Annotated in this window: 15 protein-coding genes; 8 read left to right on the top strand and 7 right to left on the bottom strand. The window is 41.3% G+C overall.

Translation table 11 applies throughout. From position 1 onward, the window contains the following. Positions 1-276: 276 nt before the first annotated feature. Together ACQ5BJ_RS23090 and ACQ5BJ_RS23085 are read left to right on the top strand one after the other, a co-directional pair. Positions 277-1,632 carry a helix-turn-helix domain-containing protein gene (locus ACQ5BJ_RS23090; protein ID WP_268620094.1) on the top strand — a complete coding sequence of 452 codons (1,356 nt, stop codon included), beginning with the start codon at positions 277-279 and terminating at the stop codon, positions 1,630-1,632. Further along, positions 1,550-1,822: a hypothetical protein gene (locus ACQ5BJ_RS23085; RefSeq protein WP_268599353.1), complete on the top strand. Its 273-nt coding sequence runs from the start codon at positions 1,550-1,552 to the stop codon at positions 1,820-1,822. The genes ACQ5BJ_RS23090 and ACQ5BJ_RS23085 overlap by 83 nt, the downstream gene beginning before the upstream one ends. Positions 1,823-2,031: 209 nt before the next feature. Here ACQ5BJ_RS23085 and ACQ5BJ_RS23080 read toward each other — a convergent pair whose 3' ends face one another. Together ACQ5BJ_RS23080 and ACQ5BJ_RS23075 are read right to left on the bottom strand one after the other, a co-directional pair. Continuing rightward, entirely contained in the window at positions 2,032-2,409 is a 378-nt protein-coding gene (locus tag ACQ5BJ_RS23080; protein ID WP_268599354.1) for a hypothetical protein, read from the bottom strand. 215 nt (positions 2,410-2,624) lie between these two features. Next, on the bottom strand, positions 2,625-3,650 hold the full coding sequence (locus tag ACQ5BJ_RS23075; RefSeq protein WP_430112556.1) for a hypothetical protein: 1,026 nt from the start codon (positions 3,648-3,650) through the stop codon (positions 2,625-2,627). Between the two features lie 572 nt (positions 3,651-4,222). On the opposite strand from ACQ5BJ_RS23075, the gene ACQ5BJ_RS23070 reads away from it, so the two are divergent. After that, a complete protein-coding gene (locus ACQ5BJ_RS23070; RefSeq protein WP_430112554.1) occupies positions 4,223-4,573 on the top strand; it encodes a hypothetical protein in 351 nt (116 codons plus the stop codon). 130 nt (positions 4,574-4,703) lie between these two features. On the opposite strand, the gene ACQ5BJ_RS23065 is transcribed toward ACQ5BJ_RS23070, so the two are convergent. The 5 genes from ACQ5BJ_RS23065 to ACQ5BJ_RS23045 form a co-directional block, all read right to left on the bottom strand. Then, positions 4,704-5,027: a CPBP family intramembrane glutamic endopeptidase gene (locus tag ACQ5BJ_RS23065; RefSeq protein WP_430112552.1), complete on the bottom strand. Its 324-nt coding sequence runs from the start codon at positions 5,025-5,027 to the stop codon at positions 4,704-4,706. A 291-nt stretch (positions 5,028-5,318) separates the two neighbouring features. Continuing rightward, positions 5,319-5,528, bottom strand: coding sequence for a helix-turn-helix domain-containing protein (locus ACQ5BJ_RS23060; RefSeq protein WP_430112550.1), 210 nt, complete (start codon positions 5,526-5,528; stop codon positions 5,319-5,321). Between the two features lie 148 nt (positions 5,529-5,676). Further along, positions 5,677-6,084 (bottom strand): hypothetical protein, encoded by a 408-nt coding sequence (locus ACQ5BJ_RS23055; protein WP_430112548.1) that lies wholly within the window; start codon positions 6,082-6,084, stop codon positions 5,677-5,679. Between the two features lie 432 nt (positions 6,085-6,516). Beyond that, positions 6,517-7,512: a restriction endonuclease gene (locus ACQ5BJ_RS23050; protein ID WP_430112546.1), complete on the bottom strand. Its 996-nt coding sequence runs from the start codon at positions 7,510-7,512 to the stop codon at positions 6,517-6,519. A 237-nt stretch (positions 7,513-7,749) separates the two neighbouring features. Next, positions 7,750-9,945, bottom strand: coding sequence for an AAA family ATPase (locus ACQ5BJ_RS23045; RefSeq protein WP_430112686.1), 2,196 nt, complete (start codon positions 9,943-9,945; stop codon positions 7,750-7,752). 381 nt (positions 9,946-10,326) lie between these two features. Between ACQ5BJ_RS23045 and ACQ5BJ_RS23040 the strand changes: the two genes are divergently transcribed. The 5 genes from ACQ5BJ_RS23040 (at position 10,327) to ACQ5BJ_RS23020 (ending at position 17,079) form a co-directional block, all read left to right on the top strand. After that, complete coding sequence (locus tag ACQ5BJ_RS23040) at positions 10,327-11,346, top strand: ABC transporter substrate-binding protein (protein ID WP_005542986.1); 1,020 nt, start codon at positions 10,327-10,329, stop codon at positions 11,344-11,346. A 107-nt stretch (positions 11,347-11,453) separates the two neighbouring features. After that, positions 11,454-12,560, top strand: coding sequence for an ABC transporter ATP-binding protein (locus ACQ5BJ_RS23035; RefSeq protein ID WP_262866355.1), 1,107 nt, complete (start codon positions 11,454-11,456; stop codon positions 12,558-12,560). Beyond that, positions 12,557-14,212 carry an ABC transporter permease gene (locus ACQ5BJ_RS23030; RefSeq protein ID WP_430112544.1) on the top strand — a complete coding sequence of 552 codons (1,656 nt, stop codon included), beginning with the start codon at positions 12,557-12,559 and terminating at the stop codon, positions 14,210-14,212. The genes ACQ5BJ_RS23035 and ACQ5BJ_RS23030 overlap by 4 nt, the downstream gene beginning before the upstream one ends. Positions 14,213-14,597: 385 nt before the next feature. Beyond that, positions 14,598-16,313, top strand: coding sequence for a sensor histidine kinase (locus tag ACQ5BJ_RS23025; RefSeq protein ID WP_005542991.1), 1,716 nt, complete (start codon positions 14,598-14,600; stop codon positions 16,311-16,313). Then, positions 16,291-17,079, top strand: coding sequence for a response regulator transcription factor (locus ACQ5BJ_RS23020; RefSeq protein WP_430112542.1), 789 nt, complete (start codon positions 16,291-16,293; stop codon positions 17,077-17,079). The genes ACQ5BJ_RS23025 and ACQ5BJ_RS23020 overlap by 23 nt, the downstream gene beginning before the upstream one ends. Positions 17,080-17,108: the final 29 nt, after the last annotated feature.

Below are 17,108 nucleotides of genomic sequence, written 5' to 3'. Positions count from 1 at the left end.
AATCATATAGAAGGCTAACTTGATTGTCCCCTGGAGAATGAAGATTTATCTTAGATTGAATTATAACGCCTAATTTCTGTGACTCCAACGTCTCCTCTTACATGTCGCAACTTTTTCAAAATTCGACAAAAAAAGTATCCGAATTCAACCGGATGTCAATTCGCCATTTTCCTCATCTTCGCCTATACTAAAAAACAACAAGAAATGTAAATTTTCTGTCAATTCAGGAAGGATTTCGGATTGTTGTGCTGAATTACTATATAAGGAGGACACGACATGACAAATAATCTTCATGTAGCTCCGATGGAACTCCGCCACAGGTTACAAGATGAATTGAACATAAGGGGGTGGAAACAGAAGGAGTTAGCAGAGGCATCCGGCATAGACAGTTCAACCATCAGTTATATTTTCAACAACAAGCAGTCTCTTATGCTGCCTCAACTCCATGCCATCAATCAAGCATTTGGTTTACCGGCACATGCCTACTATGAAGAATTCATAGGGGAATGCTGCAACGAACTGGGCCGATTGCGGCCAGATAAGACAAGCGATTTTATCCTCCATTGTATTGAAGTTGAAAAGTATGACCTAGTCAAACAACTGGTACAACTCCTCTATGAAGAAACCAATCGTTCCAAACTGATCGACGTCGCCTTCAAAATCGCCGAACGCATTTTCCAGTCACCCAAACGCAACTACTCACTCCCTTTCTACGACATCATCGTCCGCAATGGATACAGCCGCAGCGAGAAAATAGCCATCTCCTACTACAGAAGATTTCTCATTTTGAGAGACTTGGATACGAGCGGAGCAGGCAACGAAGCCTTATGCCAACTGATTGAATACTTGCCTATTCTGCCTGATTCCCTGAGGCTCGATGCCTATTATCGCATTCTTACTTACTACAATGTCATGGAAAATTGGGCAAAGCTGCTCCAGTATGCCAAGGAACTGCGTGCGATTGCGTTTGAGGAAGGACAAGATGATTACATTGCCGAGAGCTGGTTGTACGAGTCTGTCGCATTAATGGGAATGAAAAACTTTGAAGGCGCACTGCAAGTCACTCAGCAATATGCCGTTTATGGTGATCATTACGCGTGGCTCTCCAAGCTGAATGAGCGTTATATATACATTGAAATGAAGCAAACCGAGCCAATTGAAGAGCTCATGAGCCTCTTAAAGGATCACCAGTTTCTGATTGTTTTGCCTGTTGCACTAGAAAGCTATGTCAGTAACAGCCTGTTCCAAGACGCGGCCCGATTCCTCGAGAAATACAACAATCACGTCGACGATTTATTATCCAGAAAAGACCCTTTCCACGTGAAGCACAAATTACGCCTTTCACAAGCACTGGCACATTACTATTTCAAAACATCGCAGCACGAATTCGGGTTTGACTACAATGCCTTAACATTGGAATTAGCCCTTAAACTCAAAAATATGTCGTATGTCGGGATGGCTGTACTCACCTTTCAAGAGCATGAGAAGGACGCATCAATGGAGCAGAGGGATCGATTTACCAACATCCTATTAAATGAGGTGGATTCAAATGAAAAAAGTATTAATCACGATGTCTATGGCTCTTTTCTTGTTCGGTTCTACCGTTCCGTCTTTGGCAACGAGTTCGGATAATGCCGACTCAGGTTGGCAGATCAGCAACATTGGCACGGGGTGGTCCAAAACAAGCAATGATGCGGAAGCCGGCTATCTGCTGAGCAATATCGGAACAGGCTGGTCACCGAAGAGCAATATTGGCACAGGGTGGCAAGTGAGCAACATCGGCACGGGATGGAGCCCGTCAAGCGGCGATGTAGAAGTATAGTAAAGGTGTATAGATTCAAGGCAATACAGGAAAGCGACTCTTGAGTTCAAGGGTCGCTATTCTCTTTCGTTTAAGTGATCAAAGGTAATGTAGGAAAGAAAATAAACGCCTGAGGCCTTGTTATCGCGAACTGCGGCGTTTATGATAATCTCTTCATCAAACGAAGCTCCAATAACCTCTGCCACTTTGAATTACAGACAGAGAGAAACTTAAGTGGGAAAAATGACACCTAATATATAACCATCCTTCGTTTGGATAACAACTAGAAATTTATCGCCATCCTTTACCCTGAATATTTTATCGCCTTTGCGAATTTCATAGGTACGAGTGGCCTCTGGATACACCACATCTCCATCAGTTACGGGCTTCTCAACGATTTCATGAACCTCACCGATTTGTTCGCCTAAATTCTCTTTCGGGAAATTATCTCTGGTTTTAAGACTGTAGAGCCTATCGTCTATATATAAATAACCAATAACCTCATCAAATACCTTTGTAAAATCTACTCCTTCCACAGCATCTTTTTTAGAACAACTAATAAGTAATGTGCATAAAAGCATGATGATGAGAAGTTTTACTGACTTCATACATAGCCCTCCTTGATTAAATATCGAAATTCACTAAATAACTCAATTTTGGGATCTTTTATGATTTTAACAAATAGTTACATAAAACAATATCTTTCTGTTAGTTTTACTTAATTAACTCAAAACAAGCAACCCCCTCAAGCTTACGGATAAAGAGTTCAGCTTGAGAACTTTTTATCTCTATACTAAAAGAGGGGGGAAGGCTTAATTGCTTGCTATTCAATTAAAAAGTCTTTGATATCAGCAACTTCATTGTTGTAATCCATTCGAATATAATCTAGAATTTCAAACTGACCATCAATTTGTTCAACGGTAAACTTTAAGTCAATAACATCTCCTGGCTTAAATAATTGAGTCAAATCACCTTTAAACGGCCAAAAAACATTCTCGAATTTCGATGATTTAAACTCTAAATTCGTTACATCTTTCTCGGAATTATAATGAGCAGCTACTAAACTATCTTTGAAATGAACCGTATCTCCAACACCCAACCTTTTAAATTCATACACAAAATCGCCTAGTTGCTCATCCCATAATTCATCAAAAAGCTCATCTAATGTATAATAAGGTTTAACATTGAATGAATGTAACTCCTGCTTATGTGAATTTGAAGGTTTTATATACTTTTTATCATTAACATTTACGAATTCAATTGGTGCAATGCTTTGCCCAGGAAGCTGCTTATATCTATGACGATATGTGAAGAACAAATTCCATGAATTAGATTCTGTATTAGTCCATTTTATATACCAGCTTCCCATATCATTGGGATCAAATTGGAGCTGTGCTAGAGGTTCTAGTACTTTCTCTGCCTCTGTCTTATTAGTTTTTTGATTGATTATCTCAACAGCGATTTTCCCTGTGAACAACGGCGCCCTTGACCCCCATATCCAAGCGTCTTGGCCCGCATATTCGTCAAAAATCAAATCCTTTCTTACATATGTAGGCCCTCTGTCCTCTGTATTAAATTTAATTGTCCCCGAGCTTACAGTTGTTGTTCTTTCATGTTCTTCAATAATTGGATCCCTGTTAAAAACAAGCCAATCCCACGGAGCTGCCTTAAATGCATATTGAAACGCTTTTTTCACCCAGTTTACAACTGACAACTCTTGATAGTTTTCTGTCAATTCCTCGACGTTATTCTCACTGATAGGGTCTGCACTCGCGTTTTGGACAACTGGTGCTGTTGAGAGTAATAGCAGGGTACATGCAAAAATCAAAAAAAGCCTCTTTGCGAACACTTTGCATTCCTCCTTATAGTTGATTTCATTACATATGTTACCACATTAAAATATATTATCCATTATTTTCATTTTATTGGGAATTAATTACTATATAATTGAACCATTTTACCTATAATTTAAAATAAATTATTCATGTCCCCCCTTGAAGTTTCGATAAATTACTATATTGACGTAGAAAATTAGGCAAAGCTGCTCCAGTATGCCAAGGAATTGCGAGCTGTTGCGTTTAAGGAAGGGCAAAACAACTTCGTGGCAGAAGGCTGGTTGTATGAATCTTTTGCACTTAAGGGAATGAAAAACTTTGAAGGCGCTATAAAAGCAACACAGCAATATGCCTCATGTGGAGATCATTATGCATGGCTGTCTCAGTGTAACCGTCTATTGAAATGAAGCAAGAAGAGTCTATTGAGAAGCTCATGGCTATGCTCGAAGGTGACCACTGCTTCTTGTACTTTTGCCAAAATGAATTAGGCTTTGACTGCAATGCATTATCGTTGGAACTGGCAATTTCACTTTCTGAAGAACAAAACGTCGTTTCACACACATTCTATTAAATGAGGTGGATTCAAATGAAAAAAGTATTAATCACGATGTCCATGGCTCTTTTCTTGTTCGGTTCTACCGGAGCATCTTCGGCAGCGAATCTAGCTGACATCGGTTCGGGATGGTTTGTTAGCAACATTGGATCGGGGTGGTCTAAAACAAGCAGTGATACTGAATCAGGTTACCATGTGAGCAATATCGGTTCGGGATGGTCACCGAAGAGCAATATTGGTACAGGTTGGTCTCCATCAAACAGTGACATTGGCTCTGGATGGTCACCTTTGAGTAGCGATATTGGGACAGGGTGGAAAGTGAGTAACATCGGCTCTGGATGGAGTGCGTTGAGTAGTGATGTGCAAATTAATGAAAATGTATAGGTTCAAAACATACAGATAGCGACTCTTGAGTTCAAGGGTCGCTTTCTTAATTAGGATAATATCCAAAATATCAAGAGTATCTAGGGATTAGAATCCATCCAACGGAATAGCCGCATGGCATATCATCTTACTACAACAATTGGAACATCATCGTCATCGCTGAGAACGAATTGGCCAATCCGTGCATCATCCAGCTTGGAATAATCGACCCTCCTGCTAATTTCTCGTTTATGTATCCCATAAACCAGCCAATTAAAGCAGTAAATAACGTTATGATAACAGCATTGATAACTCTGGTTCTTGAAAAAAACATAACTCCGTGCAAACAACCAAACAAAAACGCCTGAACCGTGTTCCCTGTTGCAAATCCAAACGCAGAATTCAATCTTTTCCCGATAAAACCTCTAAATAATATTTCTTCAGATAAACCGGTTTGTATAAAAGCATACAGCAAAGCCGCGGCTATACCTGAAACGCCTACTCCATAAAATTACGAAGCAGCAACGTCAGCGTCATTGGTAAAAAACAACGTAATTATCAGCCCCAGAGATACGAACGAGAGAAGCGCTAAGAAGAACAGGATGAAAAAGCTGTTTCTTTTCTCGATAACAGGAAGTTTACATCCAATCCATTCAAAAAAAGACTGCTTCTTTCTGGCGAATAGGAACCAGCATACCAGAGGAATTACACTAAATAGAATTACTTGTATAAGGGATGAAACCAACATGGGAATAGTCATCTCTTATTACTCCTCTCTCTTGTACTCTAAAATGTCGCCAGGCTGGCAATCAAGCACTCTACAAATCGCATCAAGCGTAGAGAAACGAATCGCACTTATTTTCCCCGTTTTTATATTTGAGAGATTAACATTTGATATTCCTACCTTCTCCGCAAGCTCGTTCAGCGATATCTTACGGTCTGCCATCACACGGTCCAGCCTCAAAACAATAGCCATAATACACACATCCTTACAGAGTTTCATCGGATTGCTGTTGCAGCATTCTGCCATAATCGAATATTTGAGCTAGGCAAAAGAATACGACCGCAACAAAAATATAAAACAGCTCAAACGACACATTTACTTTGGCTGCTGGGGTGACCATTTATATCATTGCTATTTCAACAAACCCAGGAATAATGGCCATGCCGGCTATGAGCAAGGAGATCCGCTTCAATCGCTTCATATGCTTGGCAACAAACGGTGTATAGTCCTTACTAATATCCTTAAATATCCCCCCGGCAATAAATAGTATCACCATGATTAGACACAGCCTCACTACATCCCCAATGAATGTAATAATCAGATCGGATTTGGCGTAATCACTATGGTCGGTATGTAACAATATAGAGCTCATCGTGTTTATTGCTGCTGGAATTTCATCCCCTGACACCTGAGCAAGCCATAGGATTGCGACAATCTCCACAATCGTTACTAGCAACAGCATGATACACAGCATTTGCAAAGAAACAGCCAATATTTTGCTCGTTTTCTGAATTTTAAGGGTGCTCATATGATTACTGCTCCTTTATTATGATGACTAGAGCATAACAGGAAAATATATGTATTTCAATAATAAGTTAATGTTTATCATTAAATTATTAACGATAAATATCTGATCTAGATTTACCAGGTCTCAAATTAAACTAATTCTCTCGATACTATTTTCATTTCATTTGATGTCATAAAAACAAAAACCGCTTACGCGGTTTCTACTGTTGTATTGTATATCAAAGAGTGGATGTAATTAACGTAACACCATCTGGTTCTGACCTATATTTCATGTGTCTATTACAGACTCACTATAATTATTTTCAAGTCATTCTTTAACCACGATTAACTATCCTCTGTTATCACCCTATTTTTTGTGAACTAAACAAGGAGCAGATCATCCTCTAATGACTAGCTGCTCCTAAAAAAAATCTACTGAAAACACCCCAAATAATCAAACAGGCCAATATATTTTCTTTAAAGGTACCAATGCTCGCGTCTCCGAATCAAATTGATCATAGTATTGATTCACGAGCTTAACTAAAAAATCCAGATCTATTAAAGACAAAGGATGATTCGATCTATCCGCTTCATATTTAGCTTCTTTAGAAAAACCACCTGTAGAAACATAAATACCGCGATCTCCCGAACGAAGTCCTCCAGTAAAGCTGCGTATCTCATGTGAACCCATTTGACCCGTGCGGTGCTTCACCTCAACGATAATTCTCGGTTCTTCTAATCCTAAGCCATCTGGTGAGGCTAGAATATCTCTCCCTCGATCCGGGCCTTTGGGAGAAATATTCGTCTTATACCCCATTCCCCTAAGTATACCAGCGACTAACTCTTGCATCTCTTCCCAATCAAGGTTAACGATCTTATCCTTGATGAACTCTTTCGATTTCTCAATAACATCTTCTTTAATGAGATCCAATTCAGCTGCTTCTTCTTCCTTTCCCTCTTCCTGTGGACTCGGCTTCTTACCTAACTGATTGTATATCTCATTTCTCACTGTATCAGGTATCGCGAAAATCGTCATAATAGATCCTAGTGTGTTTCTAGCACTAGCAGATAATGAGTCCCGTGATACAGTACTTTGCCAAATGACTTTACGAACATGAGGTTTATCTGTAATAGTTCCTGAGTTATAGATATAATCTGATGTAATATCACCTACATAATAAAGACGCTCGTCAGGGTTGTAGGTAATTACCTCATCATTTATCTGAAACTCAGAGACAAATCTATAAATTTGCCCTGCTGTAATATTAATCTTACCGTCTTTATATTCTGGATAGTTAGATTTCAGCAACGTCTTGATGTCTTGAAGCGAGGTTACATTGCTAATATCCTTTAATTCCCCCCATCCAATCGCTACAGCTTGTTTGTCCTTGAATTCATTAATCAGATAGGCCCCCTCACCAGCACGAACCAACCACATTTTCTTAGTCATTTGTCACCTCTATGAATGGAGTAGTATATTTCTATATTGAAGTAATAAACAATATGATGGCCTCACCCAATTACAGTAATCGTGTTCTCCTTAACCCGAGTAACAACTTGTACAAGCTGCCTCAGCCTTGTTCCATCGAACAATTTGATGAAGCTTTGCGGTTTATCAAAGTCTCTAAATCGTACATGATACTATTACATCTTACGATCTCTGAATTAGCTACATCTAAGAATCCAATTAAGTCGTTGTAGGAACGGCACTTGCTGCCTCCTGCATACCAGATACGATTACTTTTATGCCCTCACGAGCAGCCTGATTTTGTTCAGCTTTATTTGCAGACTCTGTTACATTCCCCATCATCATTTCATAATGTCCATAATGATTAGTTTTAACAAATATCTCTCTAAATACTTCTTTATATCTATCTAGTGCCTCACCGTTACTTTCAATATATAGATCCTCATTAATAGAATGTGATCCATCATGTAACCATGACAATAATGAGCGGTATATTACTTTTTGCTCCATCTCAAAATATTTTTCTAAATCATTTATGTCCATGTTTCCAAAAAAATTGAAGTAATTCTCAAGAATTCTTCTCATTATATTTTGAATGGAAATTATATTTCGATTATGGGGATTTTTCAGTTCTTTCCACAGCAATTCATATGATGTTTTAATGGGATTCTTCGGGTACGGTTGGATAGATGTTACATTGTTAACCTTTCTTAATATCCAATATGTATCATCACCCAAATTCTTCTTATTCGGACTAAACGATACTTCCTTATGGAAATATATATTGTGCGTGAGAATAAATAGTTGTTTAATATCCGATTTGTTTTCTTTGCAATCAAACATTATTTCCCTAACCAGACTGCTAACCATGAATAGAACCGTACTATCTAGACTCGATATTGGATCATCTATAACAACAACTTTATTAGTTACTATCTCACTAATATCGTTACTTCCTTTTAGGAGTTGAATAAAATACAAAAATGTGATGAGTGTTTTTTCCCCTTCACTTAGTGTATCATTAGCCTCTTCTCCGTTCTCACGCACGATTTGATAATTCCCTTCCCCTGGGGCCGATGCAAGTTTGAAGTTATTGAATCCAAATGCTTTCAATATACTATTTATTTGATTGATGGAATGCTCCACATTTGTAATCTGTTGTTGATAAATACACAATTCCTTTTCAAATCCATCTTTATATTGTTTCTTCTTCGCAATGGCTTCTTCTAGACCACCTACAGTTTTCTCTATAGCTGCTTTCTTTGAATTGTAACTGTCTGAGCTTTCTCGATTTTCTTCTACAATATAACGCCACATGTCACGGATTAAATTTTCTTTTTCTAGGCGGCTATTTTCAATTAACCTGTTGAACTCATCGATCTCTTTATTAGATTTAATAATCTCCTCATTGATACTATCAACAAACGTAGATATTCCCGCCAGCTTAATACTCTTGCTAGGTTCTTTCTTTTTCTGTTCAATTAATAGTTTGTTCTCATCGACTTTAGATTGTATAAGAGTTAATAAGTTGTGCACTTTCACCTGATCAATAAACGTATTATTCTCATTCTCCAATGTGCTCTCAACTTGTGAAAATATATACAGAATGTGTTGAATATACTGTTCAGATACATCACTTAGTTCTTTAATTTGCGATTCATATGTATAATCAAAATAATTATTCAGTTTTTCCTCAAAAAATTTAGGGAGCGATTGCTGGCAAAATGGACATATACCGTTTGTCTTCTTAGTGATCATAATCCCTTGACTTACCCAGTCACTGATTTGCAAACTCGTGATTAGTCCAGCTAAATCAACGTCTTCTTTACCAATAATTTTGTTTAAAAATATAGGATTAGATTCAATATCCGATTCAAATTTAATCAACGACGGCTTAGTAATAGGTTCATCTTTACGATCATACAATCTTTGCTTTTTAGATTTAATCTCTTCTAATGATCTTAGTTCCCGTTTGTTCAAATTTGATTCTTCAATACATTTGGCCATAAATTTTTCTTTAGAATTTCGAACTCCCTTAAGCATCTCGTTGAAATCGACTTCTACTTTTTTCATTAGTCTCCAGCAATCTTCCTTAAACTTTTGATCTAATTCAGATAATTCCCTCTTTTTATCTTCTACAGATGCTAATCGAGTACTAATTTCTTCATCATGCTTTTTAATTTTTTCCTTTAAGTCACTAATTTTTGTTTGTGCATCCACAGAGTCTTTCCCTAGAGTGAAAATCCCCTTAATAGGATTACCTTGGAAAAAGTTCTCCTTCACAAAATTACGGTTATACACATAGGTTGCCATCTTTATATTACCTTGCCAATCAATAGAGCAGCTTGGAAAGTCGTTTGAATTTCGAATTAGTTCTGATAAAGTGGTTTTCCCTGAACCATTATTTCCATAAATAATATCTTTTTCAATTGATTTAGAGTGACACCTGTGCCATTATACGAAGCTACGTCTTTTAACAGAATCTTCTCAATCAATTAAACCTCTCCTCAGTTATTTAAAGTAATTATTGATAGGCCCATAAAGTTTTACTTTCAACAACAATTCCCCACAGTTATTTACATAATTCTACAGAACTATATATATCCCCTTCTAATGAACTACCATTTAACGAACTATGTTGCGTTTTCTATCAATTATATATAAAACTAGAATTCTCTTAAAATTCACTTGCGAATTTTAGACGATGTTTGCGGATTATGGGATTCTGAAAACGATACCATACTTGCTACAATGGAGACACAACGCAATGAACATTGCTTAAGGGGGAATAAACAAATGAAAAGGCTTTCTTTGATGCTAGCGGCTTGCATGCTGTTTGTCGGAGTGCTTAGCGGTTGTGGAGGTAGCGAATCGGATTCGGGTTCATCCAATAAATTGGTCATTTACAGTCCGAACAGCGAAGAAATCATCAAGACGATCATTCCCATGTTCGAAAAGAAAACAGGCATTACCGTTGAGCTTGTAACGGCTGGCACAGGCGAAATCGTTAAGCGCTTACAGTCTGAAAAGAAAAATCCGTACGCAGACGTTATGTTCGGCGGCTCCATGGCGGGCTACCGCGAGCATGCCGACCTGTATGAGCCTTACGTATCTCCAGAAGATGCGAACCTGATTGAAGGCCATCGCAATAAGACAGGCTTCGCAACTCCGTTTGTTTCTGACGGCAGCGTGCTGCTCGTGAACAAGAACTTGATCGGCGATATCAAAATTGAGGGCTATGAAGATTTGCTCAATCCGAAGCTAAAGGGCAAAATCGCATCCGCTGACCCGGCAAGCTCCAGCTCCGCCTTTGCTCAGCTTACGAACATGCTGAAAGCAATGGGCGGCGACTATGAAAATCAAAAGGGCTGGGATTATGTCGGCAAGCTGATTGAGAACCTCGACGGCAAAATTGCAAGCGGTTCCGGTGCAGTTCATAAGAGTGTCGCGGACGGCGAGTATATTGTTGGCTTAACCTACGAAGATCCTTCTAGCACGTATGTGAGAAACGGTGCACCAGTAGAAGTCGTGTATCCGAAGGAAGGCGCAGTATTCTTGGATGCGGCATCCGCCATTATTAAAGACGCACCGCATATGGAAAATGCGAAGAAATTCATCGACTTCATCCTGTCCAAGGAAGCACAAGACGCATTCGGCACACAATTGACGAACCGTCCGCTTCGCAAGGATACGCAGCTCGGCGATTACATGACGCCACTCGACAAGATCAACATGATCGACGAAGATACAGACTACGTAAGTGCGCATAAATCCGAAATCGTAGAGCGCTACATCTCTGTATTCACAAGCAAATAATCGGTTTTCAAAATCAAAATATGCGTGTCAAAAAGTCCGGTTTTCAGCACCACTTTTGATTAATCGGACTTTTTGACTACCTATAAAAAGGTTAGGTGACAACAACAATGAGCGTGACAATAAAAATCAAAGACCTAGTCAAAAAATACGGCGACACAACCGTCATTCCAGAGTTGTCCCTGGAGATCAAGAAAGGTGAATTTTTCACTCTTCTTGGACCTTCCGGGTGCGGCAAAACGACACTTCTGCGCATGATTGCCGGCTTCAACAGCATTGAAGGCGGAACAATCAACTTCAATGAGCGCGTTATAAATCAGGTTGAACCAGGCAAGCGAAACATCGGGATGGTGTTCCAAAGCTATGCGATCTTCCCTCACCTTACTGTTAAAGGAAATATCGCGTTCGGGCTGGAGAACCGGAAGCTGTCCAAAACCGAAATCAACGACAAAGTCGAAGAAATCCTCAAGGTCGTGCAAATTGAGCAATATAAAGATCGCATGCCGAAGAACCTGTCCGGCGGCCAGCAGCAGCGTGTCGCACTTGCCCGGGCAATCGTCATCCGTCCGGATGTTCTGCTCATGGACGAACCACTGTCCAACCTCGATGCGAAGCTGCGCGTCGATATGCGGAACGCGATTAAGGACATTCAACGCGAAGTCGGCATTACAACGGTGTATGTAACACACGATCAGGAAGAGGCCATGGCCGTATCCGATCGCATCGCGGTTATGAAATCAGGCGTCATTCAGCATTTGGGAACGCCGCAGGAAATCTATCAACGCCCAGCCAACGTGTTCGTTGCTACGTTCATCGGACGCACGAACATTATCGAAGGCAGCTTAACGCGTCAAGGCGGCAGCTATAAAGTGAATTTCGGTTCCGGCTATGCAGAGGAGCTTCCTAACATTCAGCTTCCAGCTTCAACACAGCAAAATGAGCTGAACGTCAAAATCTCGGTTCGCCCAGAGGAATTCGTCATGACTGAGGATCAAACTGGCATGAAGGCGACCATCGTGCACAGCGTCTTTTTGGGACAGAACACGCATTACTTCGTCGATTTGGAATCCGGTCAGCGCGTGGAAATTACGCAGGAATCAAAGACAACACAGATTCTCGATCCTGGCCAAGTCATTCATTTGAAGGTGAAAAAGGACAAAATCAACGTGTACGATGCTGCAGGTGAATTGAACTATACAAGGGGCGGTCAGCTATGAGGGGGACGCGCAAACGATTTGACGTCTGGACTAACATTTCGTTCCTGATATTTGCTTTCTACATGCTGTTTCTGGCATTGCCTTTGTTTACGATGCTGTTCAAAAGCTTTTTCAACGGTACAACAGGCGACTTCTCACTCGCCTACTTCGTAAAGTTTTTCAGCAAGCCGTATTACACCAATGCACTATTCAACAGTATTAAAGTTACTGTCTGCGTAACCGCCCTTGCGGCGCTCATCGCAACACCACTAGCTTATATTATGGCTACCGTAAAAATTAAAGGGAACTCGACTATTCGGATTTTGATCCTGCTTTCGTCCATGTCGGCCCCGTTCATCGGTGCTTACTCTTGGATTCTTCTACTCGGAAGAAACGGCGTCATTACCAAATTCGTCAGCAATACATTTGGCTTCCAAATGCCTGACATATATGGATTTACCGGCATTTTAGTTGTTTTGACCCTGCAAATGGTGCCTCTCATCTTCATGTACGTATCCGGGGCACTCAAAAATGTTGACCAATCGCTTATGGAAGCGGCAGAGAGCATGGGCTATAAGGGCATCAACAAGATGCGCAAGGTACTGCTCCCGCTTATCACACCTACATTGCTCGCAGGCGGGCTGCTCGTATTCATGCGCGCACTGGCCGACTTCGGTACGCCGATGCTGATCGGTGAAGGCTTCAAGACCGTTCCTGTCCTGATCTTTACCGAGTTCATCAGTGAGGTCGGCGGCGACGACGGCTTTGCTGCCGCAATCAGTGTAATCGTTGTATTGTTCGCAACGGCAGTCTTCCTTTTGCAAAAGTTCATCGCCAATCGCAAGTCCTTTACGATGAGTGCTTTGCACCCAATTGAAGCGAAGCAGAAAAAAGGCATTGGCAATATCGCGGCACATGCTGTCATCTATCTGTATACGTTAATCGCGCTGCTGCCGCAATTGTACGTTATCTATACGTCATTCCTGAAATCGAACGGCCGCGTCTTCGTTGACGGCTTCTCGCTGCAAAGCTATCAGAATGCCTTCAACAATATCGGCAGTGTCATTACGAACACGTTCATCCTAGCTATCGTGTCGCTCGTCGTTATTATCCTGCTTGCGATTCTGATTGCTTACGTAACGGTTCGCAGAAAGAATACATTAACGAACACGCTCGATATTTTCACGATGTTCCCATACATCGTTCCAGGCTCCATCTTAGGTATCGCTTTGCTGATTACGTTCAACGACAAGCCGCTGGCACTAAGCGGAACCGCATTCATTATGATTATCTCGTTCGTCATCCGGCGTTTGCCTTATACGATTCGCTCCAGTGCAGCCATTTTGCATCAAATTAACGGCGGTATTGAAGAAGCCGCAATCAGCTTGGGCGCTTCCCAGATGAAGACATTCTTTAAAATTACGCTGCCGATGATGCTCGCGGGCGTCGTCTCCGGTGCAATTCTAAGCTGGATTACAATCATTACTGAATTAAGTACCTCGATCATCTTGTATACAGGCAAAACGAAAACCGTTACGGTTGCCATTTATACCGAGGTTATTCGCGGCAACTATGGCGTGGCGGCAGCACTATCTACGATTCTGACGGTCATTACAGTCATCTCGCTGCTCGTCTTCCTGAAGCTATCTGGACAAAAAGAAGTCTCCCTATAAGAGAGAAAGTTCAAAAAGTCCGTCTTTGATCACGAAGTAACACAGGAAGGAACTCGGCATCGAATCTTGGGTTCACTCTCGAACAGCGTTTGATTTCGAAGCATGTTTCCTGCGGAAACATTGTAGCTGCTCATGCAGCCTCATCTACATTCCGCTGCTCCTTACAAGTTTTGCGACGCAAAATTCGCTACGAAAGTATAAGCTTCGAGTTCCCGCAACCTTCTCGGTGCTGAAAACCGAAATTTTTGAACAACATATTTGAGTTCATCATCCACACCAAGTCGGTACCTCGCAGAGGGCCGACTTGGTTTTATTTGGATGATCTGCTCTTGGGTTCCGACCAGTATAATAAGGAATGAAAGGCCTATCATTGGTGGAGGGAGACATGGAACAGAAAAAGATTCGCAATTTCAAGGAGTCAACCCGTCACTTATTTCGGCTGTATGCAGTGATTCCGTTTTCGATTATGATCGTGCTGTTTTTCATCTTTACGATCATTAATGGAAGGATGAATTTAACTCAAAAAACGACGGAGGCTGCCGAGTCTATCAGCAAGTCTATGATGGAGGTTTTTCAACAGTACCACGACGAAATCAATCGCATGGCTGTCTCACCTGCCGTATTGAATTATGTGACTACACGCTTAGGCAGCGATAAAGTGTACTCCGAATTTTATGATTTCAACAATCGGCAAAAGGTGAAGAGCATCTTCCATATCGTCGATAAAGACGGCATCTTCCGAGCCAGCTCCGATTCGCCGGATGCACTGTATAACAACTTTGCCTTCGGCAATCTCATCAACCGAATCGAGCACAAATCTGGCGGAATGCTTACCGAAATGAACAGCTTCCGCTATTCCCATGATCGCGACACAAGCTATACGTTCGGCAAAGCAATCGTCAAGGACAAGCAGACGATCGGCTATATCGTCTACCAGCTCTACGAATCCGACATGCAAAAGCTTATTTTTGAACAAAACAATGAAATCGCGATGATCACGGACGAACATAACTCGATCATTGCCACCACCAGCAATGTGACCAAGGGCGTACTGAATAAATTCAGCCCCAAGCTGGATAAGCAAGGACATGTTCAGTTGAACGACGGCACCTACTACATGTATACCAAGCGCATACCAGGCACACCCATTCAAGTAATCACGCTCAATTCCTATATGTCAGAGCAGTACACCTACTATACGGTGTCTATCTTTATTCTCGCTGCCAGCCTGCTGCTGTGGGTCATCATTCATTTCCTATCGAATAAAATGTCTGCCCGCAATTCCGAATCGATTGATAAATTAATTCTGGCCCTAGCCCAACTGCGTGAAGGAAACTTCAATGGCTATGTGGATATTCAGACGAATGACGAGTTCGAAATTCTCGGCGCTGAATACAATGCGATGCTGGATCGGTTAAAGGAATTGATGGCGAAAAATAAAGAGCTGTCCGAGCTCCGCACCATTATCGAGGTCAAGCAGCTGCAATCGCAATTCCATCCGCATTTCATTTTCAACGTATTAGAAACGCTGCGTTACGCCATTAAGATGGACGCCAATCAAGCGCAGCAAATCGTCATACTGCTGTCGCGACTGCTGCGTTACAGCATCGGCAACGATCGGAGCGTCCAACTGAAAGATGACATGAATTACGTGCGGGATTATTTGAAGCTGCAGCAAATCCGATTCAATGAGCGGCTGGAGTACCGCATTACCGTCGTGGAGGAGACCAATCATGTGTATGTTCCAAAGCTGTTGCTGCAGCCGCTAATTGAAAACGCTATCAAGTATGGCTATTTAAATCAATCCAATGTACTCATCGAAATTCGGATCTACCCTTCTGACGGGAAGTTAATGCTGGAGGTTTGTGACAACGGACAAGGCATGAATGCAGAAACGCTGCAGAAGGTAAACCAAATCCTGCAAAGCCAAAATAACACCACGCAGCATATCGGGCTGTACAACGTTCATCGCCGTTTGGTGCTGCTCTACGGCGAGGACTCCGGCATCCATATCGACAGTAATCAAGGAAAAGGCACCTGTGTGACACTAACAATTCCTTACGAATGGAGTGATAACGATGTTCAAGGTTCTGCTGGTTGAGGACGAAGATATGATTCGCAGAGGCATACGCTTCAGCATTGATTGGCTGCAATATGATTGCATCGTCGTGGAAGAAGGGCTGAACGGACAGGACGGCTATGAGAAAATTTGCGAGCTTAAGCCGGATATTGTCATTACGGATATCAATATGCCCATTATGGACGGTATCTCCATGATTCGCGAGGGACTGCAGCAGCATACGTTCAGCAGCATTATTATTTCCGGCTATAATGAGTTCCATCTCGCCAAGCAGGCGCTGCAATTGGGTGTAACCGAGTTCCTCGTGAAGCCGCTGGAGGATGATCAATTGATTGCTGCTCTGGAATCTGCCAAGAAGAATGTCGATTTACAGCGCAAATATGAGGTCATTTCGAATCATTCGCAAGAGACCGAAGAGATTTTGATCAGTAAATTTATGGAGAAAGAAACGAAAACTTCGAAGTATGTATCGCAAATGATCACCTATGTGCAGGAAAATTACGCAAAGAAAATTAGCATCCACGATCTCGTAGATCAGCTCGACTTGAGCGCCTATTACTTGAACCAAAAATTCAAAGCCGAGACGAGCTATACGTTCAACGAGTTCCTGAATCGCTATCGCATCCAAAAGTCGATCGACCTGCTGAAATCAGGCGACAACAAAGTCTACAACATTGCTCACGATATCGGCTTCAGCGACTACAAGTACTTCATCAGCATTTTCAAAAAGTACGCCCATGTCACGCCCAGCCAATATCAAGAATATTTCGCGGACAAGAATGCCTAGCATTACCGTTGCAAAAATGTTCAAAAACA

Origin of the sequence: Paenibacillus sp. B1-35, assembly GCF_050474385.1 — a bacterium.
In the GTDB taxonomy this organism is placed as follows: Bacteria; Bacillota; Bacilli; order Paenibacillales; family Paenibacillaceae; genus Paenibacillus_B; species Paenibacillus_B alvei.
This window is presented reverse-complemented; position numbering and strand designations above follow the sequence as displayed.

What these genes read in the sequence shown, in the direction of transcription:
- ACQ5BJ_RS23030 (WP_430112544.1), top strand. Translation starts at nt 12,557, where the DNA reads ATGAGGGGGACGCGCAAACGATTTGACGTCTGGACTAACATTTCGTTC.
- ACQ5BJ_RS23025 (WP_005542991.1), top strand. Translation starts at nt 14,598, where the DNA reads ATGGAACAGAAAAAGATTCGCAATTTCAAGGAGTCAACCCGTCACTTA.
- ACQ5BJ_RS23070 (WP_430112554.1), top strand. Translation starts at nt 4,223, where the DNA reads ATGAAAAAAGTATTAATCACGATGTCCATGGCTCTTTTCTTGTTCGGT.
- ACQ5BJ_RS23080 (WP_268599354.1), bottom strand. Translation starts at nt 2,409, where the DNA reads ATGAAGTCAGTAAAACTTCTCATCATCATGCTTTTATGCACATTACTT.
- ACQ5BJ_RS23060 (WP_430112550.1), bottom strand. Translation starts at nt 5,528, where the DNA reads ATGGCTATTGTTTTGAGGCTGGACCGTGTGATGGCAGACCGTAAGATA.
- ACQ5BJ_RS23085 (WP_268599353.1), top strand. Translation starts at nt 1,550, where the DNA reads ATGAAAAAAGTATTAATCACGATGTCTATGGCTCTTTTCTTGTTCGGT.
- ACQ5BJ_RS23035 (WP_262866355.1), top strand. Translation starts at nt 11,454, where the DNA reads ATGAGCGTGACAATAAAAATCAAAGACCTAGTCAAAAAATACGGCGAC.
- ACQ5BJ_RS23020 (WP_430112542.1), top strand. Translation starts at nt 16,291, where the DNA reads ATGTTCAAGGTTCTGCTGGTTGAGGACGAAGATATGATTCGCAGAGGC.
- ACQ5BJ_RS23090 (WP_268620094.1), top strand. Translation starts at nt 277, where the DNA reads ATGACAAATAATCTTCATGTAGCTCCGATGGAACTCCGCCACAGGTTA.
- ACQ5BJ_RS23055 (WP_430112548.1), bottom strand. Translation starts at nt 6,084, where the DNA reads ATGAGCACCCTTAAAATTCAGAAAACGAGCAAAATATTGGCTGTTTCT.
- ACQ5BJ_RS23050 (WP_430112546.1), bottom strand. Translation starts at nt 7,512, where the DNA reads ATGACTAAGAAAATGTGGTTGGTTCGTGCTGGTGAGGGGGCCTATCTG.
- ACQ5BJ_RS23040 (WP_005542986.1), top strand. Translation starts at nt 10,327, where the DNA reads ATGAAAAGGCTTTCTTTGATGCTAGCGGCTTGCATGCTGTTTGTCGGA.